This is a genomic window from Streptomyces sp. NPDC004542 (assembly GCF_040610035.1).
Lineage (GTDB): Bacteria > Actinomycetota > Actinomycetes > Streptomycetales > Streptomycetaceae > Streptomyces.
This window is the reverse complement of sequence record NZ_JBEXLP010000023.1, coordinates 1-24,644: the sequence shown is the minus strand read 5'-3', so window position 1 is coordinate 24,644 and position 24,644 is coordinate 1. Positions and strand designations below refer to the sequence as shown.

The window sequence follows — 24,644 nt, the reverse complement described above, 5'->3', positions numbered from 1 at the left end:
GGTCAGGCCGCCCCGAACGCCGCGAACGCCCATCCGGTGGCCTGGTGCACCGCGTCCCCGGGCAGCGCGGCCCGGGCGTCGCGGAGCGCCTCGGCGAGGGACAGGCCCGCCTCCAGGCCCTTGTGCAGCGCCAGCATCAGCGGCACCACCGCCGCGTCGCCGACCGGCGCACTGCTCGCCACCACCCCGGCGGTGCCCAGCGGCAGCAGCGCGGTCACCAGGCCCAGCAGTTCGTCGGCGCCGACCGAGGCGAGCCGGGCGGTGTCGCAGCTGGAGAGGATGATCCGGTACGGGCTGCGGTCGAGACGTTCGAAGTCGTGCACGATGAGCGGGCCGTCGGCCATCCGCAGGGACGAGAACAAGGGGCTGTCGGCGCGGAACGTGCCGTGCGCCGCCAGATGGGCGAGCGCGGCGCCGTCGAGTTCCTCCAGCACCCTCGGGACCTGCGCGTCGTCGCCCTCCAGGACCGTCGCCGTGCCGTAGCGGTCCGCGAGTTCGGGCACCTCGGCGCCGCCCGTCGCCAGCCCCGGGCCGCGCACCAGCACCTGCCGGCCGCCCGGCGGCGGCTCGGTGTCCCGGGCGCGCAGCCAGCTGCCCGCCGACGGCGACACACTCAGCACCCGCTCCCTGAGCGACGGCAGCAGCGCCCACGGCACCCGGTGCAGCGCGCCCGGCGGCACCACCACGACCGGCCCGGACCCCAGGTGCCGTACCGCCCCGGCGATCAGCAGCTCCTGAAGCCGGCGGCCCGCGGCCTCCACCACCGGCAGCCTGGCCTCCGCGCCCGGATGGGCGAGCCGCCGCAGCCCCGCCTGGACGTGTTCCGCCTCGGCCACCGCCTCCGCCAGCGCCCCGCCCTCGAACCGGCGCACCCGTCCCTGCCCGCACAGCAGCACGTGCACCCGCCCGTCCAGCACGGCCAGTTCGACGAGCCGGGTGTCACCGAGCCGGTCCAGCAGCCGGCCCGGGTCGAACCGCTCCGCGTACCCGGGGGCCGCGCCGCGCATGCGCAGGGTGCGGGAGCGGATCTCCCGCTCCAGGCGCCGCTGTTCACGCTCCAGGGCGGCCACCGGGCGGCCGTCCATGCGGGCGGCCTCCGCGCGCGCGGCGATCTCCCGGAACGCGGTCAGCCCGCTGAGCAGCGCGGGGTCGGCGGGCGGCCGGGTGGGCGGCGCCGACAGGACCGTGGCCCGCCACCGCTCGCTCCACGCCAGCAGCCGCCGCGGCCCGCCCCGGGCGAGGCCCGCCTCCTGGGCCAGTGCCGCCAGTTCGGCGCCCTGCGCGGTGACCCGGGCCCGCAGTTCCGAGGCGCCCAGCGTCATCCGGTGGTCGTCGAGCACGTCCAGGCCGCGCCGGCACGCCTCCAGCACGCCCCGTCCCGAACCGGCCGCCCGCGCCCTGAGCGCCTGCGCCGCCCAGCCCGTCATCCGGGCCGGCGGCGGCCCGGTCCGTCTGCTGCGGGCGGCCACGGCCAGATGGCGTTCCGCGTCCGCGGTCCAGCCCAGGGCGAGCGCGATCCGGCCCGCGAGCAGCGAGGCCTCCGGCGCGGCCGGCGAGCCGAACGAGGCCAGCCGCTCCGCCACGCGGGCCGCGTCCGCGACCATCCGCCCCGACCGGCGCCCGGCCGCCACCCGCGCCTCGATCAGTACCAGCCGGGCATGCGTCTCCCACCAGGTGCGCCGCTGTCCGGCGAACAGCCGTACGGCGACGGCGGCCCGCGCGATCGCCGTGTGCGGGTCCCCGGCCGAGCGGGCCGCACGGGCGGCGGTCAGCAGCAGTTCGGCCTTGCGGGTGGACTGCCCGCCGATCTCGTCGAGCGCCGCGATCGCCGCGTCCGCCTCGGCGAGGGCCTCCGGTGCGAGCCCGGCGGCCATCAGCACCTCACAGCGCCGGACGCACAGCATGAACGTGGGCGTGCCGAGCTTGGCGTACCGTTCCTCCGCCTCGTCGAGCAGCCTGAGCGCCGCCGGGATGTCACCGGAGCGGAACGCGGCCAGGCCACGGCTCTCCACCGCGTCGGCCTTGTCGTGCTCCTGCCCGGTCGTCTCCCACAGCCGCTCGGCCGCCGTGAAGTCGGCGTCCGCCCGGTCCACCGCGCCCAGCGCCAGGTGCACGGTCGCCCGCAGGGTCAGCGCCCGCGCCGTCCAGATCACGTCGTCGGCCTGCCGGAGCGCCGGTATCGCCCGGCGTACGTCCTCCAGCGCCTCCCGGTGCCGGCCCAGCACCCACCAGACATAGGCCCGGCGGTACCGCACCCGTGCCCGGGTGTGCCCGGTGCCCCGCGCGACCCCCCGCTCGAACGACGTGAGCCCCTGCCGCGTGCGCCCCGCGTGCACCAACGCGACCCCGAGAGTGGCGAGGACGTCCGCCTCCCGGTCGGCCGAATCGGCCCGGGCCGCGAGGTCGCGGGCGCGCCGCAGATGACCGAGGGCGACCCGGATGTCGCCGAAGTCCCGGTGCCAGATGCCGATGACCTGGTGGGCGACCGAGGCGTGCAACGGCGGCGGACCGGCGTCCAGCACCCGCTGCGCACCGGCGAGGGCCTCGTTGGGGGCGGCGAACACCATCGGCAGCAACCGGAGGACCGACGCGTCTGTCGCTGTCACCCCTCGGATGGTAGTGGCCCGGCGGGGCCCGTCCCATGGTGCGGCCCTGTATCAATCGCCCCGCTGCGGTCTCAGACTGACGAAACCGGCCTCAGGGGGAGGACACACCATGGCACCTCAGCGCTTCCACGAACAGTTCGAACAGGTCCAGCGGTCGATGCCGGACGTCCCGCTGGCGATGGGACCGGACGACGCCGCCGAGTTCTTCTACGAGAAGGGCGTCGTCCTCGCCCGCGACGGCGAGGAGGCCCGGCTGGTCGAGGACACGGTCCGGGGCCGCTTCGCCGAGACCACCGGCCTGGCCGCCGATCGGGTGCGCCGGGAGAGCCCCGAGACCAACCGGACCGGCGTCACCCGGATCCGGGTCGGCGACCCGGGCCACGGCGGCCGCGCCGGCGACCGTGCCGTGGCCCACGCCCTGCGGGCGCTGCGCGAGCACGAGGGCCGCCGGGGCCGCCGGCTGGTCAGCCGCAACCACGTGGTGTCGATCGCCTCGGTCAACGCCTGCCCCGGCGACGAACCCGTGCCCGCGCCGCTCACCGGGCCGTGCAACCCGGCGGCGGACGGCACGCCGTACGACCCGGACACCGCCGTCGCCGTCCTCGTCGTCGACAACGGCCTCATGCACGACTACCGGTCCTACCCGCTGCTCGCCCGCACCGAGGGGGACGCCCAGCGATACGAGTGCGACGACGACGGCGTGCTGCGGCAGTACGCCGGCCACGGCACGTTCATCGCGGGACTGCTCGCCGCCGTCGCCCCCAACACCGACCTCACCGTGCGCAACACGCTCGACGACGCGGGCGCCGTCCTGGAGTCCGAGTTCGGCGCCAGACTCTTCGAAGCCGTCGAGCGGGACGGCTGGCCCGACATCATCAGCCTCTCCGCGGGCACCTCCAACGGCGGCACCGACGGCCTGCTCGGCGTGGACGCCTTCATGCGCGAACTGCGCGAGCAGCGCACGCTGCTGGTCGCGGCGGCCGGCAACAACGCCAGCGCCACCCCCTTCTGGCCCGCCGCCTACGCCTCGCTGCCCGGCTACGAGGACACCGTGCTGTCCGTCGGCGCGCTGCGCGGCGACGGCGAGTTCGGCGCCTGCTTCACCAACCACGGCTCCTGGGTACGGGCGTACGCGCCCGGCGAGCGGCTCACCAGCGCGCTCACCGGCTTCGACCGGCCCGTGCCCTACGTCTACCAGCACTCCACGTACGACTCCTGCCGGTTCGGCTTCGGTTACGCCTGCACCTGCCAGTACCCGCGCCACACCGGCGTGCTGAGCGAGGCGCGGCAGACCACCCCGGGCACGGCGGACCGGGTCGCGTTCGAGGGGTTCGCGCAGTGGAGCGGGACCTCGTTCGCCACCCCGGTCGCCGCCGGACTGGTCGCCGCCCACATGACCGCGCACAAGGAGCGCGACCCGCGCGTGGCACGCAGGCAGTTGCTCGAAGCAGGCACCGACTACGCCGAAGTACGCGGGGCGCACGTACCGGCGCTGAGGCCGCCCACCTGGCGCCCGGTCCCCGTCGTACGACAGGTTCCCGGCGCATGAGGAGCGGATGCGTCCCCTCCGCGGCGTACGATGACGTGCCGTACACGAGGGGTGGGACCGTGGACCGAGCAGAGGTCGGGGTGCTGGTCCAGTCCGCCGTCGACGGCGACGCGGCGGCCTGGAAGGCGCTCGTGGAAGGGCTGAGTCCGCTGGTGTGGTCCGTCGTGCGCGCGCACCGGCTCTCCGACGCCGACGGCTCGGAGGTCTACCAGACCGTGTGGTTCCGCTTCGCCCAGCACCTCGGCCGCATCCGCGAGCCGGAGAAGGCGGGGTCCTGGCTGGCGAGCACGGCGCGGCACGAGTGCCTGAAGGTGATCAAGGGGCTGACCAGGCTGATGCCGACGGACGACCCGCAGGTCCTGGACCGGGTCAGCGAGGACCGTACGCCCGAGCAGTCGCTGCTCGACTCGGAGGAGGCGGCCGCGCAGGCCGAGCGGATCCGGCGGCTGTGGCAGGAGTTCGAGCAACTGGGCGACCGCTGCCGCCAGTTGCTGCGCGTCCTGATGGCCTCGCCGCCGCCCAGCTATCTGGAGGTGTCGGCCTCCCTCGGCATCGCGGTGGGCAGCATCGGGCCGCTGCGCCAGCGGTGTCTGCGCAGGCTGCGGGCGCGGCTCGACGCACGAGGGGTGGTGTGAGCGGTATGCACGAGGACGACTTCGGCAGTGGGCTCCTGGAGGAGGAACTGCGCCAGGCCGCCGCCATCCTCGACCCCGTTCCCGCCGGGCTGCGGCAACGGGCGATCGACGCCTACGCGTTGCACGACCTCCAGGCCCGCGTCGCCGAGCTGACCTTCGACTCCCTGGTCGACGCCGTCCCGGTCCGGGGTACGGCCGAGCCGCCCCGGATGCTGACCTTCCGCGCGGGCGGACTGACCGTGGACGTCGAAGTCGGCGAGGACGGGCTGCTGGGGCAGTTGCTGCCCCCGCAGCCGGCGCGCGTCGAGGTGCTCGGCGGCCCGCGGAGCGCGGTCCCGGTCGTGGCGGACGCCCTCGGCCGCTTCACGAGCGCGGCGCGGCCCAGGGGCCCGTTCGCCCTGCGGCTGCGGACCGGCGGGGACGTGATCGTCACACAGTGGCTGCGGTCCTGACCAGGCCGGTCCCGGCGTCAGGCGCCGTCCACCAGGGCGGCCAGGGCCGAGGCCAGCCGGGACAGGCCCGGTTCGACGGCGGGTCCGCCGGGGCCGGTCGTGTAGGTGTCCCGCCGGATCTCCACCATCAGCGCGCCGACCCGCCGGTCCGTGCCGTAGAACTCGAGCGGCACGTACGCACCGCTGAACGGGCTGTCCAGCCCCGTCTCCCCGCACCGCGCGAACACCGTCCGGGCCAGCTCCGCCAGCGCGGGCGGGGTGTGGAAGGCGTCGGTGCCCACGCAGACCGGCGGGCGGGGCCCCGCTCCGTGCAGTTCGTAGGGCAGCGCCTCGGCGGGGTAGGAGTGCACGTCGATCACGACGGCGCGGCCGGTCGCGGCCAGCCGGCCGGCCACCGCCGCCGTCATGGCGCGGGCGTACGGCCGGAAGTACCGCTCGAGGAGCGGCTCCGGGTCGCCGCCGTCGGGCCGCAGCACGGCCCGGTGCGTGGTCCGGGTGTAGACCGCGCCCATCCCGACGGCCGTCATCTCCTCCCGCTCGTCCGGGAACCGCTCCGGGTCGACGACCAGCCGCGACAGCCGGTTGACGAACCGCCAGGGCGTCAGCCCGGCCAGCCGGGCCGCGGCCTCGGCGAGTTCGGCCGTGTGCGCGTCGGTGATGTGGTCCAGTTCCCGTTCCAGCGCGGCGTCGTCCAGGACGATCCCCGCCCGCACGGACGGCGGTATCTCCCGCGCGGAGTGCGGCACGTGCAGGATCACGGGCGAGTCCTCGGCACCGGGCAGGAGTTCGAACGACGGCAGGGGGCGGGACACGGGCGGCTCCGGGGGTGTGGGCGGCGGGCGGGGCGGTGTTCGGGTCCCGGCACGGCTCCGCCCCGGCCGGGCGGTGCCGGCCGGGGCGGGCGCTGTCAGCGGGACGGCTCTTCGGCCGTGCGCGTCAGCTCAGGGACGCGAGGGCCTCGTTCCAGGTGGCCGACGGCCGCATGACCGCGTCCGCCTTGGCCTTCTCCGGCTGGTAGTAGCCGCCGATGTCGGCGGGGGAGCCCTGGACGGCGACCAGCTCGTCGACGATGGCCTGCTCGTTCGCGGTGAGCGTCTCGGCGAGCGGCGTGAACGCCTTGGCCAGGTCGGCGTCGTCGGTCTGCCGGGCCAGCTCCTGCGCCCAGTACAGGGAGAGGTAGAAGTGGCTGCCGCGGTTGTCGATGCCGCCCACCCGGCGGGTCGGGGACTTGTCCTCGTTGAGGAAGGTCGCCGTGGCCCGGTCGAGGGTGTCGGCGAGGACCTTGGCGCGGGTGTTGCCGGTGGCCGCCGCGTACTGCTCGAAGGCGGGGACCAGCGCGAAGAACTCACCGAGGGAGTCCCAGCGCAGGTAGTTCTCCTTGACCAGCTGCTGGACGTGCTTCGGCGCGGAGCCGCCGGCGCCGGTCTCGAACAGACCGCCGCCCGCCATCAGCGGGACGACCGAGAGCATCTTGGCGCTGGTGCCCAGCTCCAGGATGGGGAAGAGGTCGGTGAGGTAGTCGCGCAGCACGTTGCCGGTGACCGAGATGGTGTTCTGGCCCCGGCGGATGCGCTCCACCGACAGCTTCGTCGCCTCGACCGGGGCGAGGATCCTGATGTCCAGGCCCTCGGTGTCGTGCTCCGGCAGGTACTGCTTGACCTTGGCGATCAGGTTGGCGTCGTGGGCGCGGGTCTCGTCCAGCCAGAACACGGCCGGGTCGCCGGTGGCGCGGGCGCGGGTGACGGCGAGCTTGACCCAGTCCTTGATCGGCGCGTCCTTGGTCTGGCAGGCGCGGAAGATGTCGCCGGCCGAGACCGCCTGCTCGATCACGACGTTGCCGGCCTGGTCGACGAGGCGGACCGTGCCGGTGACCGGGATCTCGAAGGTCTTGTCGTGGCTGCCGTACTCCTCGGCCTTCTGCGCCATGAGGCCGACGTTGGGGACGGAGCCCATGGCCGCCGGGTCGTAGGCGCCGTGGGCGCGGCAGTCGTCGATCACGGCCTGGTAGACGCCGGCGTACGAGGAGTCCGGCAGTACCGCGAGGGTGTCGGCCTCCTGGCCGTCCGGGCCCCACATGTGGCCGGAGGTGCGGATCATGGCCGGCATGGAGGCGTCGACGATGACGTCGGACGGCACGTGCAGGTTGGTGATGCCCTTGTCGGAGTCGACCATGGCCAGCGCCGGGCCCTCGGCGAGCTCGGCGTCGAAGGAGGCCTTGATCTCGGCGCCCTCGGGCAGCGACTCGATGCCCTTGAGGATGCCGCCCAGACCGTCGTTCGGGGTCAGGCCGGCCGCGGCGAACACCTCGCCGTACTTCGCGAACGTCTTCGGGAAGAAGGCGCGCACCACGTGACCGAAGACGATCGGGTCGGAGACCTTCATCATCGTGGCCTTCAGGTGCACGGAGAAGAGGACCCCCTCCTCCTTGGCCCGGGCGACCTGGGCGGTCAGGAACTCGCGCAGGGCCGCGACGCGCATCACCGAGGCGTCGACGACCTCGCCCTCGATGACCGGCACGGACTCGCGCAGGACGGTGGTGGAGCCGTCGTCGCCCTTGAGCTCGATGCGCAGCGAACCGGCCTCGGAGACGACCACGGACTTCTCCGTGGAACGGAAGTCGTCGACGCCCATCGTCGCCACGTTGGTCCGGGACTCGGGGCTCCAGGCGCCCATGCGGTGCGGGTGGGTCTTGGCGTAGTTCTTCACCGAGGCCGGGGCGCGGCGGTCGGAGTTGCCCTCGCGCAGCACCGGGTTCACCGCGGAGCCCTTGACCTTGTCGTAGCGGGCGCGGATCTCGCGCTCCTCGTCGGTCTTGGGGTCGTCCGGGTAGTCCGGCAGCGCGTAGCCCTTGCCCTGCAGCTCGGCGACGGCGGCCCTGAGCTGCGGGATCGACGCCGAGATGTTCGGCAGCTTGACGATGTTCGCCTCGGGCGTCTTGGCCAGCTCGCCCAGCTCGGCGAGCGCGTCCGCGATGCGCTGGTCCTCGTTCAGGTACTCGGGGAAGAGGGCGATGATGCGCCCGGCCAGCGAGATGTCGCGAGTCTCCACGTCGACACCCGCCTGCGAGGCGTACGCCTGGACCACCGGCAGGAACGAATGCGTCGCCAGGGCCGGGGCCTCGTCTGTGTAGGTGTAGATGATGGTCGAGTCAGTCACCGGGTGCTCCGCTCCACGTCTGCAACATTGCTCGACATCAAGATATCTCGTGACCACCGTCCGCTCGACAGGGGTCCGGCCACACTCGGGGACCGCCCCGGTGCGGTCCGGGCGCGACCGAGGCGGTCGGGCTTCCTGGGTGGGCGGCGACGACCCGATACCCGCGGTACGGAGTCCGCCTGCCGTCCTCGTACGGCCCGGCCGGAGCCGGCCGCCTGGCGGCCGGGGCGTGCGCGGGCCGGCGTGTCCTGGCCGGGCCGCCCGGTTCCGCGGTGGCCCGGCCACGGCGGCCGCGCCGTCTGCCGGTGCCGGCGGGCGGGAGGCGGCGCGGGGTGTTCCGCCCCGGCCGGTCGGCCGGCGTCCGGCGCGTGCTGCTCCGCCGGCGGCGTCAGCCGGTGGTGCCGGGGCTCGACGGTACGTCCTCGCCGCTGCGCTGGTGCGGGATCACCACCGAGCCCTGCTGGAGCGCGACCGTGCGGGTGGGGGCGGGGATGCGGATGCCCTCCTCGCGGTAGCGGCGGTGCAGGCGCTTGATGAACTCGTGCTTGACCCGGTACTGGTCGCTGAACTCGCCGACGCCCAGGATCACCGTGAAGCCGATGCGGGAGTCGCCGAAGGTGTGGAAGCGGATGGCGGGCTCGTGGTCCGGGAGGGCGCCGGTGATCTCGTTCATCGTCTCGGCGATGACCTCCGTGGTCACACGCTCGACGTGGTCGAGGTCGCTGTCGTAGCTCACGCCCACCTGCACCAGGACGGTCAACTCCTGCTCGGGACGGGTGTAGTTGGTCATGTTGGTCTTCGCCAGCTGCCCGTTGGGGACGACGACCAGGTTGTTGGAGAGCTGGCGGACCGTCGTCTGGCGCCAGTTGATGTCGACGACGTAGCCCTCCTCACCGCTGCTGAGCCGGATGTAGTCGCCGGGCTGCACGGTCTTGGAGGCGAGGATGTGGATGCCCGCGAAGAGGTTGGCGAGGGTGTCCTGCAGGGCCAGGGCGACCGCCAGACCGCCCACGCCGAGGGCGGTGAGCAGGGGCGCTATCGAGATCCCCAGCGTCTGCAGCACCACCAGGAAGCCGATCGCCAGGACCAGCACCCGGGTGATGTTGACGAAGATGGTGGCCGAACCGGCGACACCGGAGCGGGACTGGGTCACGCTCTGCACCAGCCCGGCGATCACCCGGGCCGCCGACAGGGTCACCACGAAGATGAGCAGCACCTGCAGGCACTGGTTGGTGTGGTGCTGGACGGACCGGGTCAGCGGCAGCAGGGCCCCCGCGCCGGCCGCGCCGGCCGCGATCGCCGCCCACGGCACCACCGTGCGCAGCGCGTCCACGATCACGTCGTCGCCGGTCCAGCGGGTGCGCTTGGCGTGCTTCGCCAGCCAGCGCAGCAGGGTGCGGGAGCAGAAGGCCACCAGCAGGCCCGCCGCCAGGACGATGCCCGCGAGGATCAGGTCGTCCAGGGTCAGCGCGCGGTTCACCGGTCACCTCCGGGGCGGGAAGCTGCGGCGAACGGCGTCGCCGGCGGCCCAGTGTGAAGAATCGTCACGTAGTCACCTGCTCGTTTCCGGGATGTGCGGCCGCGCCGGACGACGGGACGTCGACGGCCGGCGCGGCTCTTCATCCTGCCGTACGGAGAAGGGCAGTTCGCACGGGTGCGGCCCCTCAGCGCGAGAAGGAGCCGTGTCGTCCCTCACCCCCGGCGAACCGGGCCGCTCCCCGAAGCGCCTCGGTCAGCACGCCCGCCCCGTGCCGGAGTTCACCGCGCAGCGCGCTCTCCTCGTCCATCCCCTCCTGCTCCAGGGCGGACGCCAGGTCGGCGCGCAGGCAGTTCTGCGGGAAGCGGGCGAGCGACGCCGCCAGTTCCTCCGCCTCCGCGCGGGCCCGCCCGGTCGGCACGAGACGGTTGGCCAGGCCCATGTCGAGGGCCTCGCGGGCCGGTACCGGGCGGCTGGTGAGGGGCATGTCCAGGGCGCGGCCCGTGCCGATCAGCCGGGGCAGCCGTACCGTGCCGCCGTCGACGAGCGGGACGCCCCAGCGGCGGCAGGACACGCCGAAGACGGCGTCCTCCTCGACGACCCGGAGATCGCACCACAGGGCGAGCTCGAGGCCTCCGGCGACGGCGTGTCCGGCGACCGCGGCGATCACCGGCTTGGACAGCCGCGGCCTGGTCGGGCCCATCGGGCCGTCCCCGTCCTCGGCGACCCGGTTGCCCCGCTCGGTACCCATTGCCTTCAGGTCCGCACCCGCGCAGAAGGTGCCGCCCTCGCCCCGCAGCACCGCGACCCGCGCCGCGCCTCGTCGTCGGCCTCGAACGCGCGGAACGCCGCCGCGAGCGCGGCCGCGGTGGGGCCGTCGACGGCGTTGCGGACCTGCGGGCGGGAGAGGACGACGGCGGTGACGTGTGCTGCGCGTCCGACTCCGACCGGCACGGACAAGACTCCTTCACCGACCCGGGTGCACCGGCCGCCCGGCATGCCCGGTCCCGTCCCTCAGATCACCTTCAGCCGCACCAGCGCCCCCAGCGTCAGCGCGCCGGGCACCAGCGGCACCCACACCGTGATGATCCGGTAGGCGAGGACCACCGCCGTGGCGACGGCGGCCGGGCCGCCCATCGCGACCAGGGCCACGATCAGCGCCGCCTCCACGGAACCGAGCCCGCCCGGCGTCGGCACCAGCGCCACCGCGGCCGTCGCCGCCAGATAGGCCAGCGCCGTGTGCGCGGCGGGCACCGGCAGCCCCAGCGACTGCCCCACCGCGGCCAGCCCGGCCGCCTGGAGCGCGGGGAACGCCAGCGATCCGCCCCACAGGGCCAGCGCCCGGGCCGGGCGGGCGTGCACCGACCGCGCCTCGCCGAGCGCGGTCCGCAGGAAGGAGCTCACGGCCGTGCGCAGCCGCCGTACGCACAGCAGCGCGGCCAGCGCCGGCAGCAGCACGGCACCGGCGCCCAGCAGCAGCGGGGTGAGCGTCCCGGCGGGCAGCAGGCTGCCGAGCCGCAGCGCGTCCGGGAAGGCGAGCAGCAGCGCGGTCAGCAGGACCAGCCGGCCGACGCACTCCGCGAGCAGGTACAGCGCGAGAGCCGCCGAGGAGCGGGCGAGCGGCACCCCGCACCCGGTCATGAAACGCAGGTTGACGGCGCTCGCGCCGAGCCCGGTCGGCAGCAGGTGGTTGGCCGCCCCGGCCGCGAACTGGGTGGCCAGCAGCCGCCGTCTGGGCAGCGGCTGTACGACGGCGCCCTGCCGGGTGAAGGCGGCCGCGACCCAGGTCAGACAGGTGGCGCCGGCCGCGGCCAGCAGCCACGGCCAGGACGCCGTGCGCAGCTGGCCCAAGCCGGCGGCGAGCACGGAGCGGTGCCGCACCGCGGCCACGGTGACGAGCAGGAGCGGGACCAGGCACAGGACCTGGCGGACGGGGACGCTTCGGGGGAGTCGTCCCGGGCGGAGTTCGGGGAGTTGTACCGCTGTCACATCTGGAGAGGTTCTCCGCGCCGCGCCAACGGCGGGTGGCGGATGCGGGACCGGCGGCTTACGGACCGGAAGCGGGTGAGGGCAGAGGTGCGGGGTAGGGCAGAGGTGCGGGGAAGGGGTCATCGGGTCCTTCGCGCGGGGGGACGGCGGACGGGCATTGACCTCAACGAGGCTTGAGGTTCTACGTTCTCTCCCATGAGCATGGAGACCACAGCGTGGACACAGCTGCACAGCGTGATGAACGCGCAGGCGGAGCGCCGCCCCTTCGACCGCGGGACCCTGCGGCGCATCGCCGCCTTCGCCCGCCCGCACCGCCGCCGCATCGGCTGGTTCGTGCTGCTCGGGGTGGTGACCGCGCTGCTCGCCGTCGCGACCCCCGTGCTCGCCGGCCACGTCGTCGACGCGATCGTGTCGCACGGCGACGAGGGCACGGTCGTACGCCTGGCCGTGCTGATCGCGCTGATCGCCGTCGCCGAGGCCGCCCTCGGGATCCTCGGCAGACGGCTCTCGGCGACGCTCGGAGAAGCGCTCATCCTCGATCTGAGAACGGCTGTGTTCGATCATGTGCAGCGCATGCCGGTCGCGTTCTTCACACGTACTCGTACGGGAGCGCTCGTCTCCCGACTCAACAACGACGTCATCGGCGCCCAGCGCGCCTTCAGCAACACCCTGTCCGGTGTGGTCAGCAACATCGTCACGCTGCTGCTCACCCTCGCCGTCATGCTCACCCTGTCCTGGCAGATCACCCTGCTGGCGCTGGTGCTGCTGCCTGTGTTCGTGGTGCCCGCCCGCCGCATGGGCAGCCGGATGGCCCGGATGCAGCGGGAGGCGGCCGCCCTCAACGCGGCGATGGGCACCCGGATGACCGAGAGGTTCTCCGCCCCCGGCGCCACCCTGGTCAAGCTGTTCGGCCGCCCGGAGGAGGAGTCGGCCGAGTTCACGGCCCGCGCAGCCCGGGTGCGGGACATCGGCGTCCGTACGGCGACCGCCCAGTCGGCCTTCATCACCGCCCTGACCCTGGTGTCCTCCCTGGCCCTCGCCCTGGTCTACGGCCTCGGCGGCTGGTTCGCGCTGCGCGGCCACCTGGAGCCCGGCGCGGTCGTGTCGCTGGCGCTGCTGCTGACCCGGCTGTACGCCCCGCTCACCGCGCTCGCCGGGGCCCGCGTCGAAGTGATGTCCGCCCTCGTCAGCTTCGAGCGGGTCTTCGAGGTGCTGGACCTCGAGCCGCTCATCCAGGAGAAGCCGGACGCCCGCGAGGTGCCCGCGGGGCCGGTGGCGGTCGAGTTCGACGGCGTCCGGTTCGGCTACCCGTCCGCCGACAAGGTCTCCCTCGCCTCCCTGGAGGAGGTCGCCGCTCTCGACGGCCGCGGCGGCAGCGAGGTCCTGCACGGCGTCACCTTCCGCGCCGAACCCGGTCAGACCGTCGCCCTCGTCGGCTCCTCCGGTGCCGGCAAGTCGACCATCGCCCAGCTGCTGCCCCGGCTGTACGACGTCGACGAGGGCGCCGTCCGGGTCGGCGGCGTCGACGTACGGGACCTGACCGCGGCCTCCCTGCGGGCCACCCTCGGCATGGTCACCCAGGACGGCCACCTCTTCCACGACTCCGTCCGCGCCAACCTGCTGCTGGCCCGCCCCGGGGCGAGCGACGGGGAGCTGTGGGACGCGCTCGGCCGGGCCCGCCTCGACGACGTCGTACGGTCCCTGCCCGACGGCCTGGACACCGTGGTCGGCGAGCGCGGCTACCGCCTCTCCGGCGGCGAGCGGCAGCGGATGACCATCGCCCGGCTGCTGCTGGCCCAACAGCGCGTCGTCATCCTCGACGAGGCCACCGCCCACCTGGACAACACCTCCGAGGCCGCGGTGCAGGAGGCCCTGACGGAGGCCCTCCGGGACCGCACCGCCCTGGTGATCGCCCACCGCCTGTCCACCGTCCGGGCCGCCGACCTGATCCTCGTCGTCGAGGCGGGCCGCATCGTGGAACGGGGCACGCACCACGAACTCCTGGCCGCCGGCGGACGCTACGCGCAGCTGTACCGCACCCAGTTCGGCAGGCGGGACACCGGCACCGCGACGGCCGCCACGAACGGGACCGAGGCGGCCACCGGGCTTGCGGCCGGGGCGTGAGCCGGGGCCGGCACCACGCACCACCGCGTGGCGGTGCCCGTGTGGGCGCCGCCCGCCTCGGACACCGCGGACGTCACCGGCCGGCTGACGAGGTCCGGCGGGTCCACTCCGGCCGGCTGACCCGGCCCGGGCGTCCCCGGGGTGCCGGAACGTGTCAGCTGCCGCAGCCTGGATATGTGGGCAACCACGGCAGCACGGCGCCTCCGGAAGGTCATTCACGTGATGGGCAGCGACACGTACCACGAGAAACAGGGCGAGAGCCACGGCGAGACCCCCGACGCCGGTGCGGGGCCGGCGCACCCGGACCCGTACCGCTCGGAGGTCACCCTCCGCATCAACGGAAAACCCCACACCCTCCTCGTCGACCACCGGCGCGCCCTGCTCGACCTGCTGCGCGAGGACCTCGGCCTCACCGGCGCCAAGAAGGGCTGCGACCACGGTCAGTGCGGGGCCTGCACGGTCCTGGTCGACGGCCGCCGGGCCAACGGCTGCCTGCTGCTCGCGGTGACCCTCGACGGCAGCGAGGTCACCACCGTCGAGGGCCTCACCGGCGACGGCGAGGAACCGCACCCCCTGCAGCGGGCCTTCCTGGACCGCGACGCCTTCCAGTGCGGCTACTGCACCCCGGGCCAGCTCTGCTCCGCCGTGGGCGCCCTGGCCGAGGCCGCCGCCGGCCACCCCTCGCACGTCACCGACCCGGCGGCCCCGTCCGGCCGGCCCGTGCCGCTGGACCGCGCCGAGATCCGCGAGCGGCTCAGCGGCAACCTCTGCCGCTGCGGGGCGTACCCGCGCATCGTCGACGCCGTGGAGGACGTGAACCGGTGAAACCCTTCGCCTACGTACGGGCCCGCAGCGCCGAGGAGGCGGTCGAGGCGTACGCCGCGCACCCCGGCGCCCAGTACCTCGGCGGCGGCACCAACCTCGTCGACCTGATGAAGCTGGGCGTGGCCCGGCCTGCCGCCCTCGTCGACGTCGGCCGCCTGCCCCTGGACACGGTGGAGGAGCTCGACGACGGCTCGCTGCGCGTCGGCGCCACGGTCCGCAACAGCGACCTCGCCGCCCACCCGCTGGTCCGCGACCGCTACCCCGCCCTGTCCCAGGCCGTGCTCGCGGGCGCCTCCGGCCAGCTGCGCAACACCGCCACCACCGGCGGCAACCTGCTCCAGCGCACCCGCTGCCCCTACTTCCAGGACCTCTCCAAGCCGTGCAACAAACGCGACCCCGGCACCGGCTGCGGCGCCCGTGACGGCGTGCACCGCGACCACGCCGTCCTCGGCCACTCGGCGCACTGCATCGCCACGCACCCCTCCGACATGGCCGTCGCCCTGGCCGCCCTCGACGCCCGCGTCGAGCTGTACGGCACCGAGGGCACCCGGAGCGTGCCGGTGGCCGGCTTCCACCGGCTGCCCGGCGACCACCCGGAGCAGGACACCGAGATCCGGCCCGGCGAACTGATCACCGCCGTCGTGCTCCCGGCCGCCACCGCGGGCGTGCCGTCCGCCTACCGCAAGGCCCGCGACCGCGCCTCGTACGCCTTCGCGCTCGCCTCCGTCGCCGTGCTGCTGCGGGTGGCCGACGGCACGGTCACCCAGGTCGCCCTGGCCTTCGGCGGACTGGCGCACCGGCCGTGGCGGGCCCGGCTCGCGGAGGAGGCCCTGCTGGGCGCGGCCGCCACCCCGCCCGCCTTCGAGGGCGCCGTCGACCTCGAACTCGACGCCGCCGAGCCCCTGCGCGACAACGCCTACAAGGTGCCCCTCGCCCACAACCTCGCCCTGGACGTCCTGACCCGGCTCGCGCCGACCCCCGTGAGGAGCTGAACCGGTATGCCGCAGGAGGACACCATGGCCCGCACCGGCCCCGCCCTGGGCGCCCCGGCCGAGCGCAGGGAAGGCCGCGACAAGGTCACCGGCCGGGCTCGCTACGCCGCCGAGTACCCCTTGCCGGGCCGCGCCCACGCCTGGCCCGTGCCCGCCACGGTCGCCCGCGGCCGGGTCACCGCGATCGACACGGCCGCCGCCCGCGAGGTCCCCGGCGTGCTGGACGTGCTCACCCACGAGAACGCCCCCCGGATCGCCGAACCGGAGGACGCCACCCTCGCCGTACTGCAGAACCCCCGGGTGCCGCACCGCGGCTGGTTCGTCGCCCTGGTCGTCGCCGACACCCTCGAGGCGGCCCGCGCCGGCGCCCGGGCCGTGCTGGTCACGTACGACACCGAGGAGCACGACGTCACGCTCCGGCCGGACCACCCGGGTGCCTACGAACCCCAGGAGGCCAACGGCGGCCACCCCGGCCGCACCGAACACGGCCACCCGGACGGCGCCTTCGCCGCCGCGCCCGTCCGCGTCGACACCGAGTACCGGGTGCCGCCCCTGCACAACCACCCCATGGAGCCGCACGCCAGCACCGCACACTGGGACCGGGCCCGCGACCGGCTCACCGTGTACGCCTCCAGTCAGGGCGGCAGCACCGTCCGCTCCGTGCTCGCCGGGCTGTTCGGCCTGCCCGAGGACCATGTCACCGTCGTCGCCGAACACGTCGGCGGCGGCTTCGGCTCCAAGGGCACCCCGCGCCCCGACGTCGTCCTCGCCACGATGGCCGCACGCCACACCGGCCGGGCGGTCACCGTCAGCCTGCCGCGCGGGTACCTCGCCGCCGTCGTCGGCCATCGCGCCCCCACCGTGCACCGGCTGCGGCTCGGAGCCACCGCGGACGGCCGCCTGACCACCGTCGAGCACGAGGTGACCACCCACACCTCCCGCGTCCGGGAGTTCGTCGAGCAGGCGGCGGTCCCGGCGCGGGTCATGTACGCCGCCCCGCACCTGCGCACCGTCCACCGGGTCGTCCCGCTGGACGTGCCCAGCCCGTCCTGGATGCGTGCCCCCGGCGAGGCGCCCGGCATGTACGCCCTGGAGTCCGCGATGGACGAACTCGCCTGCGCGGTCGGCGAGGACCCGGTGGAGCTGCGGATCCTCAACGAGCCCGACAGCGAGCCCGGCAGCGGCAGGCCGTTCAGCAGCCGGCACCTCGTGGAGTGCCTGCGCGAGGGCGCCCGCCGCTTCGACTGGGCGCACCACGCCCCGCGCCCCCACGCCCGCTCGGAGGGACTCCTGCTGGTCGGCACCGGCGTGGCCGCGGCGACCTACCCCGTCCTGGTGTCACCGTCCACCGCGGCGGCCCACGCGCTGCCGGACGGCACCTTCCTGGTGCGGGTGAACGCCACCGACATCGGCACCGGCGCCCGTACCGTGCTCGCGCAGGTGGCGGCGGACGCGCTCGGCGTACCGCTGGAGCGGGTGCGCACCGAGATCGGCAGCAGCGACCTGCCGGCCGCGCCGCTGGCCGGCGGGTCCTCCGGCACCGCCTCCTGGGGCTGGGCGGTGCACGCCGCGTGCGTCCGGCTCGCCGGCCGGCTGGCCGGTCACACCGGGCCGCTGCCCGCCACCGGCCTCGTCGAACGGGCGGACACCACCGGCCGCGCCGACGCGGACCGCGGGTACGCGCGCCACGCCTTCGGCGCCCACTTCGCCGAGGTCACCGTCGACACCGTCACGGGCGAGGTCCGGGTGCGCCGGCTGCTCGGCGTGTACGCGGCCGGACGGATCCTCAACGCCCGTACCGCGCGTTCCCAGTTCGTCGGCGCCATGACCATGGGGCTCGGCATGGCGCTCACCGAGGGCAGCACCATGGACGCCGCCTTCGGCGACTTCACCGAGTCCGACCTCGCCTCCTACCACGTGCCCGCGCACGCCGACGTCCCCGACATCGAGGCGCACTGGATCGAGGAGGACGACCCGCACCTCAACCCGATGGGCAGCAAGGGCATCGGCGAGATCGGCATCGTCGGCACCGCCGCGGCCATCGGCAACGCCGTCCACCACGCCACCGGCATCCGCTTCCGCGAACTCCCGCTCACCCCTGACCGGGTCCTCGCCGGTCTGGCCTGAACAGCACGCCCGCCCCGCGGGCCCGCTCCCGCGCGGGCATCCTGACCCCCGGGGCGTGCGGCGCGCCCACGGCTGGGAGGAATGAGGCCCATGGGACCCCTCGACGGAAAGACCGCGCTGATCACCGGGGCGGGCACCGGCATCGGCCGGGCCTCGGCGCTGCTGCTGGCCGGGGCGGGGGCGACGGTGGTCCTCGTCGGACGCCGGCCGCACGTCCTCGAGGAGGTGGCCACGGCCGTCGAGGACGCCGGCGGCACGGCCTTCACCCGCCCCACGCACGTCGAGAACGCCGGGGAGGTACGGGAACTCGTCACGTGGACGCGGGAGACGGCGGGCCCCGTCGACGTCCTGGTGAACAACGCGGGCGGCGCGAGCAGGGTGCGCGATGTCCGCTGGATCGGCGAGGCGGAGTGGAACGCCGTCATGGGCGTCAACCTCACCGCGGTCTATCTGCTCACCCAGGCCGTCCTGCCGGACATGCTGGCGCACGGCGGCGGCACGGTCATCACGGTCTCCTCGCTGGCCGCGGTGCGGCCCACCCTGCTCGGCGGCGCCCCGTACGGCGCGGCGAAGGCGGGCGTGCGCAACTTCATGACGTACCTGCGCCACACCTTCCGCAACGACGGGATCCGCGCCACCTGCATCCTGCCCGGCGAAGTGAACACGCCGATCCTGGACGACCGCGCCGTCCCGCCGGGCCAGGAGGCACGGGCCGCGATGGTGCAGCCGCAGGACGTGGCGCGAGCCGTCCTGCTGTGCGCCACGCTCCCGCCGCGGACGGTCGTCGAGGAACTGGTGATCGCGCCGACCCTGGTGCGGGACACGTCCGCCGAGGCCGAGGCGAGCCGCTGGATCGGTGCCCCGCAGGACGCCCGCGAAGAGCGGTGAATCCGGGGCGCCGGCCGGGCGAGGAGCGCCGGGGCGGCACCCTCCTCGCCCGGCCGGACCGAGCCCCCGCCGCCGGACGCCCTCGCCCCGCTCACGCCCGGGCGTGAGCGGCCAGGTCCAGGGCGATGTCGGTGATCATGTCCTCCTGGCCGCCGACCATGCCCCGCCGCCCGGCCTCGACGAGGATGCCGCGGGTGTCCAGGCCGTAGCGGGCGGCGGCGGCCTCGGCGTGCCGCAGGAAGCTGGAATAGACACCCGCGTACCCCAGGCTGAGGGTCTCGCGGTCGACCCGCACCTCGCGGTCCTGCAGCGGCCGTACGAGGTCGTCGGCGGCGTCCATCAGGGGGAACAGGTCGCAGCCGTGCTCCCAGCCCATCAGGTCGGCGACCGCGACGAACGCCTCCAGGGGGCAGTTGCCGGCGCCCGCGCCCTGCCCGGCGAGCGAGGCGTCGACGCGGCTCACGCCGTTCTCCACGGCGACCACGGTGTTGGCCACGCCCAGGGCGAGGTTGTGGTGGGCGTGGATGCCCAGTTCGGTGGCCGGGTCCAGGACGTCGCGGTAGGCGCGGAAGCGGTCGCGCACGCCGTCCATGGTGAGCCGGCCGCCGGAGTCGGTGACGTACACGCAGTGGGCGCCGTAGGACTCCATCAGCTTGGCCTGGCGGGCCAGTTCGGCCGGCTCCGCCATGTGGGACATCATCAGGAACCCGGCGACGTCCATGCCCAGCTCGCGGGCGGCCGCGATGTGCTGGGCGGAGATGTCGGCCTCGGTGCAGTGAGTGGCGACGCGCACCGAGCGGACACCCAGGGAGTGGGCCCGTCTGAGGTCGTGCAGCGTGCCGATGCCCGGCAGGAGCAGGGTGGTGGGCACGGCGTGCTGCGTGGCGTCCACGACCGCCTCGATCCACTCCCAGTCGGTGTGGGCGCCGACGCCGTAGTTGATGCTGGAGCCGGCCAGGCCGTCGCCGTGGGCGATCTCGATCGCGGCCACTCCGGCGGCGTCGAGGGCGGCGGCGATGGTGCGGGCCTGGCCGACGGTGTAGCGGTGGCGGACGGCGTGCATGCCGTCCCGCAGGGTGACGTCCTGGACGTACAGGCGGGTCATCGCGACGTCACCTCCGTGGTGAGGGGGGTTCCCCCGCTCGAGCGAAGCCGGGAGTGGGGGAGGGCGGCCATGCGTTCCGCGGTGCGCAGCGCGGCCGAGGTCATGATGTCGAGGTTCCCGGCGTAGGCCGGGAGGTAGTGGGCGGCGCCTTCCACCTCGAGGAAGACGGACACCTTCAGGGCCTCGCCCGCACCCGGGACGAGGGTGCGCAGGGGATCGTCGGCGCTCACCCGCTCGAACTGCACCTTCTGCTTGAGGCGGTAGCCGGGGACGTACTGCTGGACCCGGCCGACCATCTCCTCGACCGAGGCGGCGACCGCCTCGGTGGCGCAGTCGGAGACCAGGCAGTGCACGGTGTCGCGCATGACGAGCGGCGGCTCGGCCGGATTGAGGATGATGATCGCCTTGCCGCGTGCGGCACCGCCGACCCGCTCGATGGCGGACGAGGTGGTCTCGGTGAACTCGTCGATGTTGGCCCGGGTGCCGGGGCCGGCGGAGCGGGAGGCGATGGAGGCGACGATCTCGCCGTAGTGGACCGGAGTGACGGAGTTGACCGCCGCGACGACGGGGATGGTGGCCTGCCCGCCGCAGGTGACCATGTTGACGTTGGGCGCGTCGAGGTGGGCGTCGCCGTTGACGGGCGGGACGACGTAGGGACCGAGGGCGGCCGGGGTGAGGTCGATCAGCGTGCGGCCGAGCGGGCGCAGCACCTCGTCGTGGTGGCGGTGGGCCCCGGCCGACGTGGCGTCGAAGACGATCTCGACATCGGCGAACTCGTCCAGGGCGAGAAGGCCCTCGACGCCCTCGTGGGTCGTGGCGACCTTCAGGCGGCGGGCGCGGGCCAGCCCGTCGGAGGCCGGATCGATCCCGGCCATCGCCGCGATCTCCAGGGTCTCCGAGAGCCGGAGTATCTTGATCATCAGGTCGGTCCCGATGTTGCCGGAGCCGATGACGGCGGCCTTGGTGCTCACTGACGCGCTCCTTCCCCGGCGAAGACGACCCCCACGGAGCCCAGACCGGAGATCCGGGCCTCGAAGCCGTCTCCCGGTGCGGCGGCCGCCATCGGGCCGAGCGCACCGGTCAGCACCAGGTCGCCCGCGCGCAGCGGATCGCCCCGCTCGGCGAGTACGGAGGCCAGCCAGACGGCGGCGTTGAGGGGGCTGCCGAGGCAGTCGGCGCCGGTGCCCTCGGAGACGGTCTCGCCGTCCCGGGTCATGGTCATCGTCACTCTCCGCAGGTCGACGGCGGTGAGGGGCACGGGGGTCGCGCCCAGCACGTACAGGCCGCAGGAGGCGTTGTCCGCCACGGTGTCGACGAGGGCGATGTCCCACCCCTGGATCCGGCTGTCGACGATCTCCAGCGCGGGCAGCGCGAAGTCGACCGCGCGCAGCAGGTCCACGACCGTGCACTCCCGGTGCGGCAGGTCCCGCCCGAGGACGAGCGCCACCTCCGCCTCCACCTTGGGCTGCAGCAGCCGCCCGGCGGGCACCGCGCCGCCGTCCGGCACCGCCATGTCCGCGAACAGGGCACCGAAGTCCGGCCGGTCCACGCCGAGTTGGCGCTGTACGGCGTCGGAGGTCAGGCCGATCTTGCGGCCGACGATCCGGCGCCCGGCCTCCAGCCCGCGGCGCACGTTCAGCCGCTGCACGGCGTACGCGGTCTCCAGATCGCCGCCGCCGTCGAACAGTTCGCGCACCGGCGGGCAGGGGACGCCGGTGCGGGCGGCCTCGGCCAGCACATCGGCGGCCTTGACGACGGCCGGCGGGACGGCGTCCGGGTGGACGCCGCCGGGTGGGTTCGGCACGGGTTACCTCCGGGGAAGCGCGGACGAGCGGGTTGCCGTCGATGCCGTCGATACAGCCATCGATACAGCCATCGATACAGCCACCGATATAGACAGACAGGCGGTGAACCGACAAACTCTGTTCCGTGTCACGGAACGCAGCAGGCGGCAACATGCTGGAAAAGGCCGCATCCATCCTGGAATGTTTCACCCCGAGCGGCGGACCGTACCGTCTGTCGGAACTCTCGGAGCTCGCCGGTCTGCCGAAGCCGACGGTGCACCGGCTGGCCGCGGACCTCGTCCGGCTGGGCTGGCTGGAGCGCTCCGGCCCCCACTACCGCCTCGGTGCGAAGCTGTTCGAACTCGGTTCGCTGGTCCCGCACCGGCTCGGTCTGCGCGAGGCGGCCCTGCCGTTCCTCCAGGACCTGTTCGAAGCCACCCGCGAGACCGTCCACCTCGGGGTGCGCGAGGGCCGGGAGGTGGTCTACCTGGAACGCATCCATGGCCACGACGCCCTGCGCCTGCCCTCCCGCATCGGTGGCAGCCTGCCGCTGACCTGCACCGGCGTCGGCAAGGCCCTGCTGGCCTTCTCCGGTGCCGAGCTGACCGACGAGGTGCTGTCCCGGCCGCTGCCGAGTCTCACGCCCCACTCGATCACCGACCCGGACCGTCTGCGGACCGCTCTGGAGAAGATCCGGGTCTCCGGGCTGGCCTACGAGGAACAGGAGGCCGCCCCCGGTGTGAGCTGCATCGCGGCCCCCGTGTTCGCCGGCGGTACCACGGTGGCCGCGCTCTCGGTGGCCGTGCCGCGCCCGCGCTTCAGCCCCGCCCAGCTGGCCCCGGCGGTACGGACCGCGGCGCTGGGGCTGTCCCGTGTCCTGCGCGCGGGTGGCTGACCGGGGTCCGGGCGGCCCGCGTCACGGACGCCGTCCGCTGCCGCCGGTCCCCGGCCGGTGCGCGCCCGCGCCCGCGTCCGGGGAGACCGCGGGTGCCGTCCAGTCGCCGAGCAGGCGCAGCGCCTTCTGGGTGGCGGAGCCGGGTTCGGCGTTGTAGACGCACAGGGTCTGGTCGGGGCTGCCGGGCACCGGGAACGACTCGTAGGCGAAGGTGAGGTCCCCGACGTCCGGGTGGTGGTAGCGCTTGACGCCGTGGGTGCGGCGCAGGACCCGGTGGTCGTTCCACCAGCCGGAGAACTCGGTGCAGGACAAGGTGAGTTCGCCGACCAGATCGGCGAGGCGCCGGTCGTCGGGATGACGTCCGGCCTCGAAGCGGAGCATGGCGACGGTCTCCGCGGCCAGCTGCTCCCAGTCCGTGCAGCGCTCGCGTGCGCCGGGGTCGAGCAGCATCCAGCGGGCCAGCTGACGTCGGGGCGCGGGCAGCGCGTCGAAGTCCGTCAGGACGGCGCGGGCGAGCCGGTTGGCGGCCAGCACCTCGGTGCGGCGGCCGAGGACGAAGGCGGGCACCTGCTCCAGGGTCTGGAGCGTCAGGTGCAGCCCCGGCCGGACCCGCTGCGGGGCCTCGGGGGAGCGGCGCGCCGGCCGGGAGCGGGCGCAGAGGTCGGCGAGGTGCTCACGCTCGGTCTCGTCGAGGCGGAGGACGCGGGCGAGGGCGTCCAGTACGGCCGTCGAGGGGTGGGCGGACCGGCCCTGCTCGAGGCGGGTGTAGTACTCCGTGCTCACGCCCGCCAGCCGGGCCACCTCGTCGCGGCGCAGGCCCGGCACGCGGCGGGGCCGCCCGTCGTCGGGCAGTCCCACCTGGTCGGGCGTGATGCGTGCGCGGCGGCTGCGCAGGAAGTCGGCGATCTCGGCACTGCGGTCCATGTGTCCAGTGTGGGCGCCCGCCCGGGCCGTGGGTCCGCGAAGGTGGTCCTGCCGGTACCAGTCACGACGGGGCACGGCCGGCGGCCCCGGGTGCATCCCTGCGGTGTTTGCCTGGAGAAGAAGGTTCCGGAGGGGGTACCGGAACACTCGTACCGGGTAACCGATCAATGAAGGGCTGACGCTCATATGACTGCCAAGACTGTCCTGTCCTCCCTCGAGGGCCGTGTCGCCGTCGTCACGGGAGCCTCGGGTGGCCTCGGCGCGCACACCGCCGAGGTGCTCGCCTCCCGCGGCGCGAAGGTCGCGCTGCTGGCGCGCAGCACCGACAAGCTGGAGGACCTCGCGAAGAGGATCACCGCCGACGGGGGCACGGCCCTCGCCGTGACCTGCGACGTCACCGACCCGGAGGCGGTCGCACGGGCCGCCGCGCAGGTGCGCGCCGAGCTGGGCCGGCCCGACCTGGTCTTCAACAACGCCGGGATCATGCTGCCGGCCCCCGTGACCGAGCACCGCACGGACCAGTGGCAGCAGCAGGTGGACCTCAACGTCACCGCCGCGCTGACCACGCTGGACGTCTTCGTCGACGACCTGGTCGCGGCGGCTGCGGCCGGTGGCCCGGCCGACCTGATCAACACCTCCTCGATCGCCGCGCAGTACCTGTTCCCGACCTTCGCCGTCTACGGTGCGACCAAGGCGTTCGTCTCCCACCTCACCCGCCATCTGCGCACCGAGCTCGGCCCGAAGGACGTCCGGGTCAGCGCCCTCGAGCCGGGCATCGTCGGCACCGACCTGTGGGACAAGGTCACCGACCAGGGCGCCAAGGACTGGTACGCCGGGGCCCAGGGGGACATCGAGTTCCTGCGTCCGCAGGACATCGCTGAGATCGTCGCGTTCACGGCGGCGCTGCCCCGTCACGTGAACCTCCAGCAGGTCACCGTGATGCCCACCCGCCAGGGCTGACAGCCCGGGTCTGTCCGCGCAGGGGTAGGGAAGCAGTGGGCGTGGGAACACCGGCACGGTGTGCGGTGATGTCCACGCCGTCCAGCGTGATCCGGCCCGACGTGACCTCGTGCAGCCGGGGGACCAGCGCGGTGAGGGTGGTCTTGCCGCTGCCGG

The 24,644-nt window shown here is 74.3% G+C and carries 20 protein-coding genes and 1 pseudogene; 10 read left to right on the top strand and 11 right to left on the bottom strand.

The window, feature by feature from the left end:
- Nucleotides 1-2 precede the first annotated feature (2 nt).
- Complete coding sequence (locus ABZX30_RS15535) at nt 3-2,567, bottom strand: CHAT domain-containing protein (RefSeq protein ID WP_355933818.1); 2,565 nt, start codon at nt 2,565-2,567, stop codon at nt 3-5.
- Between the two features lie 148 nt (nt 2,568-2,715).
- On the opposite strand from ABZX30_RS15535, the gene ABZX30_RS15530 reads away from it, so the two are divergent.
- Genes ABZX30_RS15530 through ABZX30_RS15520 form a run of 3 tightly spaced genes read left to right on the top strand, consistent with a single transcriptional unit; the run spans nt 2,716 to nt 5,242 of the window.
- Nucleotides 2,716-4,155: a S8/S53 family peptidase gene (locus ABZX30_RS15530; RefSeq protein WP_355933656.1), complete on the top strand. Its 1,440-nt coding sequence runs from the start codon at nt 2,716-2,718 to the stop codon at nt 4,153-4,155.
- Nucleotides 4,152-4,790, top strand: a complete 639-nt coding sequence (locus tag ABZX30_RS15525; RefSeq protein ID WP_355933653.1) for a sigma-70 family RNA polymerase sigma factor — start codon at nt 4,152-4,154, stop codon at nt 4,788-4,790. The genes ABZX30_RS15530 and ABZX30_RS15525 overlap by 4 nt, the downstream gene beginning before the upstream one ends.
- A gap of 5 nt (nt 4,791-4,795) precedes the next feature.
- Nucleotides 4,796-5,242, top strand: coding sequence for a hypothetical protein (locus tag ABZX30_RS15520; protein WP_355933816.1), 447 nt, complete (start codon nt 4,796-4,798; stop codon nt 5,240-5,242).
- A gap of 17 nt (nt 5,243-5,259) precedes the next feature.
- Here ABZX30_RS15520 and ABZX30_RS15515 read toward each other — a convergent pair whose 3' ends face one another.
- The 5 genes and pseudogenes from ABZX30_RS15515 to ABZX30_RS15495 form a co-directional block, all read right to left on the bottom strand.
- Entirely contained in the window at nt 5,260-6,054 is a 795-nt protein-coding gene (locus ABZX30_RS15515) for an N-formylglutamate amidohydrolase (RefSeq protein ID WP_355933651.1), read from the bottom strand.
- Between the two features lie 124 nt (nt 6,055-6,178).
- Nucleotides 6,179-8,398 carry an NADP-dependent isocitrate dehydrogenase gene (locus ABZX30_RS15510; protein WP_355933647.1) on the bottom strand — a complete coding sequence of 740 codons (2,220 nt, stop codon included), beginning with the start codon at nt 8,396-8,398 and terminating at the stop codon, nt 6,179-6,181.
- A 388-nt stretch (nt 8,399-8,786) separates the two neighbouring features.
- On the bottom strand, nt 8,787-9,878 hold the full coding sequence (locus ABZX30_RS15505; protein ID WP_355933645.1) for a mechanosensitive ion channel family protein: 1,092 nt from the start codon (nt 9,876-9,878) through the stop codon (nt 8,787-8,789).
- 184 nt (nt 9,879-10,062) lie between these two features.
- A pseudogene (locus ABZX30_RS15500) lies at nt 10,063-10,829 on the bottom strand (crotonase/enoyl-CoA hydratase family protein).
- A gap of 60 nt (nt 10,830-10,889) precedes the next feature.
- Nucleotides 10,890-11,864, bottom strand: a complete 975-nt coding sequence (locus ABZX30_RS15495; RefSeq protein WP_355933642.1) for a lysylphosphatidylglycerol synthase transmembrane domain-containing protein — start codon at nt 11,862-11,864, stop codon at nt 10,890-10,892.
- Between the two features lie 201 nt (nt 11,865-12,065).
- Between ABZX30_RS15495 and ABZX30_RS15490 the strand changes: the two genes are divergently transcribed.
- From ABZX30_RS15490 to ABZX30_RS15470, 5 genes are all read left to right on the top strand, one after another.
- Nucleotides 12,066-13,988 (top strand): ABC transporter ATP-binding protein, encoded by a 1,923-nt coding sequence (locus tag ABZX30_RS15490; protein WP_355933814.1) that lies wholly within the window; start codon nt 12,066-12,068, stop codon nt 13,986-13,988.
- Between the two features lie 222 nt (nt 13,989-14,210).
- Nucleotides 14,211-14,813 (top strand): 2Fe-2S iron-sulfur cluster-binding protein, encoded by a 603-nt coding sequence (locus tag ABZX30_RS15485; protein ID WP_355933640.1) that lies wholly within the window; start codon nt 14,211-14,213, stop codon nt 14,811-14,813.
- Nucleotides 14,810-15,805, top strand: coding sequence for a xanthine dehydrogenase family protein subunit M (locus ABZX30_RS15480; protein WP_355933637.1), 996 nt, complete (start codon nt 14,810-14,812; stop codon nt 15,803-15,805). The genes ABZX30_RS15485 and ABZX30_RS15480 overlap by 4 nt, the downstream gene beginning before the upstream one ends.
- A gap of 6 nt (nt 15,806-15,811) precedes the next feature.
- Nucleotides 15,812-17,932 carry a xanthine dehydrogenase family protein molybdopterin-binding subunit gene (locus ABZX30_RS15475; protein WP_355933634.1) on the top strand — a complete coding sequence of 707 codons (2,121 nt, stop codon included), beginning with the start codon at nt 15,812-15,814 and terminating at the stop codon, nt 17,930-17,932.
- A 90-nt stretch (nt 17,933-18,022) separates the two neighbouring features.
- Complete coding sequence (locus tag ABZX30_RS15470) at nt 18,023-18,820, top strand: SDR family oxidoreductase (protein WP_355933632.1); 798 nt, start codon at nt 18,023-18,025, stop codon at nt 18,818-18,820.
- Between the two features lie 91 nt (nt 18,821-18,911).
- Here ABZX30_RS15470 and dmpG read toward each other — a convergent pair whose 3' ends face one another.
- The 3 genes from dmpG to ABZX30_RS15455 are packed head-to-tail and all read right to left on the bottom strand — an operon-like array spanning nt 18,912 to nt 21,729.
- Entirely contained in the window at nt 18,912-19,925 is a 1,014-nt protein-coding gene (dmpG, locus tag ABZX30_RS15465) for a 4-hydroxy-2-oxovalerate aldolase (protein ID WP_355933629.1), read from the bottom strand.
- A complete protein-coding gene (locus ABZX30_RS15460; RefSeq protein ID WP_355933626.1) occupies nt 19,922-20,896 on the bottom strand; it encodes an acetaldehyde dehydrogenase (acetylating) in 975 nt (324 codons plus the stop codon). Before ABZX30_RS15460 ends, dmpG begins: the two co-directional genes overlap by 4 nt.
- Nucleotides 20,893-21,729 (bottom strand): fumarylacetoacetate hydrolase family protein, encoded by an 837-nt coding sequence (locus tag ABZX30_RS15455; protein WP_355933624.1) that lies wholly within the window; start codon nt 21,727-21,729, stop codon nt 20,893-20,895. Before ABZX30_RS15455 ends, ABZX30_RS15460 begins: the two co-directional genes overlap by 4 nt.
- A 152-nt stretch (nt 21,730-21,881) precedes the next feature.
- Between ABZX30_RS15455 and ABZX30_RS15450 the strand changes: the two genes are divergently transcribed.
- Complete coding sequence (locus tag ABZX30_RS15450) at nt 21,882-22,604, top strand: IclR family transcriptional regulator (RefSeq protein WP_355933812.1); 723 nt, start codon at nt 21,882-21,884, stop codon at nt 22,602-22,604.
- 21 nt (nt 22,605-22,625) lie between these two features.
- Here the strand turns inward: ABZX30_RS15450 and ABZX30_RS15445 are convergent, their stop codons facing one another.
- A complete protein-coding gene (locus tag ABZX30_RS15445; protein WP_355933621.1) occupies nt 22,626-23,528 on the bottom strand; it encodes a helix-turn-helix transcriptional regulator in 903 nt (300 codons plus the stop codon).
- Nucleotides 23,529-23,714: 186 nt separating this feature from the next.
- Between ABZX30_RS15445 and ABZX30_RS15440 the strand changes: the two genes are divergently transcribed.
- Complete coding sequence (locus tag ABZX30_RS15440) at nt 23,715-24,488, top strand: SDR family oxidoreductase (protein ID WP_355933618.1); 774 nt, start codon at nt 23,715-23,717, stop codon at nt 24,486-24,488.
- Here ABZX30_RS15440 and ABZX30_RS15435 read toward each other — a convergent pair.
- Nucleotides 24,460-24,644 (bottom strand): hypothetical protein (locus tag ABZX30_RS15435; protein ID WP_355933615.1); only part of this gene is annotated, 185 nt, incomplete at its 5' end. The two genes, ABZX30_RS15440 and ABZX30_RS15435, sit on opposite strands and share 29 nt — an antisense overlap.

Bases quoted from the DNA above. Each gene is read 5' to 3' on its own strand.
- ABZX30_RS15450 (WP_355933812.1), top strand. From the start codon at position 21,882: ATGCTGGAAAAGGCCGCATCCATCCTGGAATGTTTCACCCCGAGCGGC.
- ABZX30_RS15535 (WP_355933818.1), bottom strand. From the start codon at position 2,567: ATGGTGTTCGCCGCCCCCAACGAGGCCCTCGCCGGTGCGCAGCGGGTG.
- ABZX30_RS15475 (WP_355933634.1), top strand. From the start codon at position 15,812: ATGCCGCAGGAGGACACCATGGCCCGCACCGGCCCCGCCCTGGGCGCC.
- dmpG (WP_355933629.1), bottom strand. From the start codon at position 19,925: ATGACCCGCCTGTACGTCCAGGACGTCACCCTGCGGGACGGCATGCAC.
- ABZX30_RS15530 (WP_355933656.1), top strand. From the start codon at position 2,716: ATGGCACCTCAGCGCTTCCACGAACAGTTCGAACAGGTCCAGCGGTCG.
- ABZX30_RS15490 (WP_355933814.1), top strand. From the start codon at position 12,066: ATGGAGACCACAGCGTGGACACAGCTGCACAGCGTGATGAACGCGCAG.
- ABZX30_RS15440 (WP_355933618.1), top strand. From the start codon at position 23,715: ATGACTGCCAAGACTGTCCTGTCCTCCCTCGAGGGCCGTGTCGCCGTC.
- ABZX30_RS15470 (WP_355933632.1), top strand. From the start codon at position 18,023: ATGGGACCCCTCGACGGAAAGACCGCGCTGATCACCGGGGCGGGCACC.
- ABZX30_RS15520 (WP_355933816.1), top strand. From the start codon at position 4,796: ATGCACGAGGACGACTTCGGCAGTGGGCTCCTGGAGGAGGAACTGCGC.
- ABZX30_RS15445 (WP_355933621.1), bottom strand. From the start codon at position 23,528: ATGGACCGCAGTGCCGAGATCGCCGACTTCCTGCGCAGCCGCCGCGCA.
- ABZX30_RS15525 (WP_355933653.1), top strand. From the start codon at position 4,152: ATGAGGAGCGGATGCGTCCCCTCCGCGGCGTACGATGACGTGCCGTAC.
- ABZX30_RS15485 (WP_355933640.1), top strand. From the start codon at position 14,211: ATGGGCAGCGACACGTACCACGAGAAACAGGGCGAGAGCCACGGCGAG.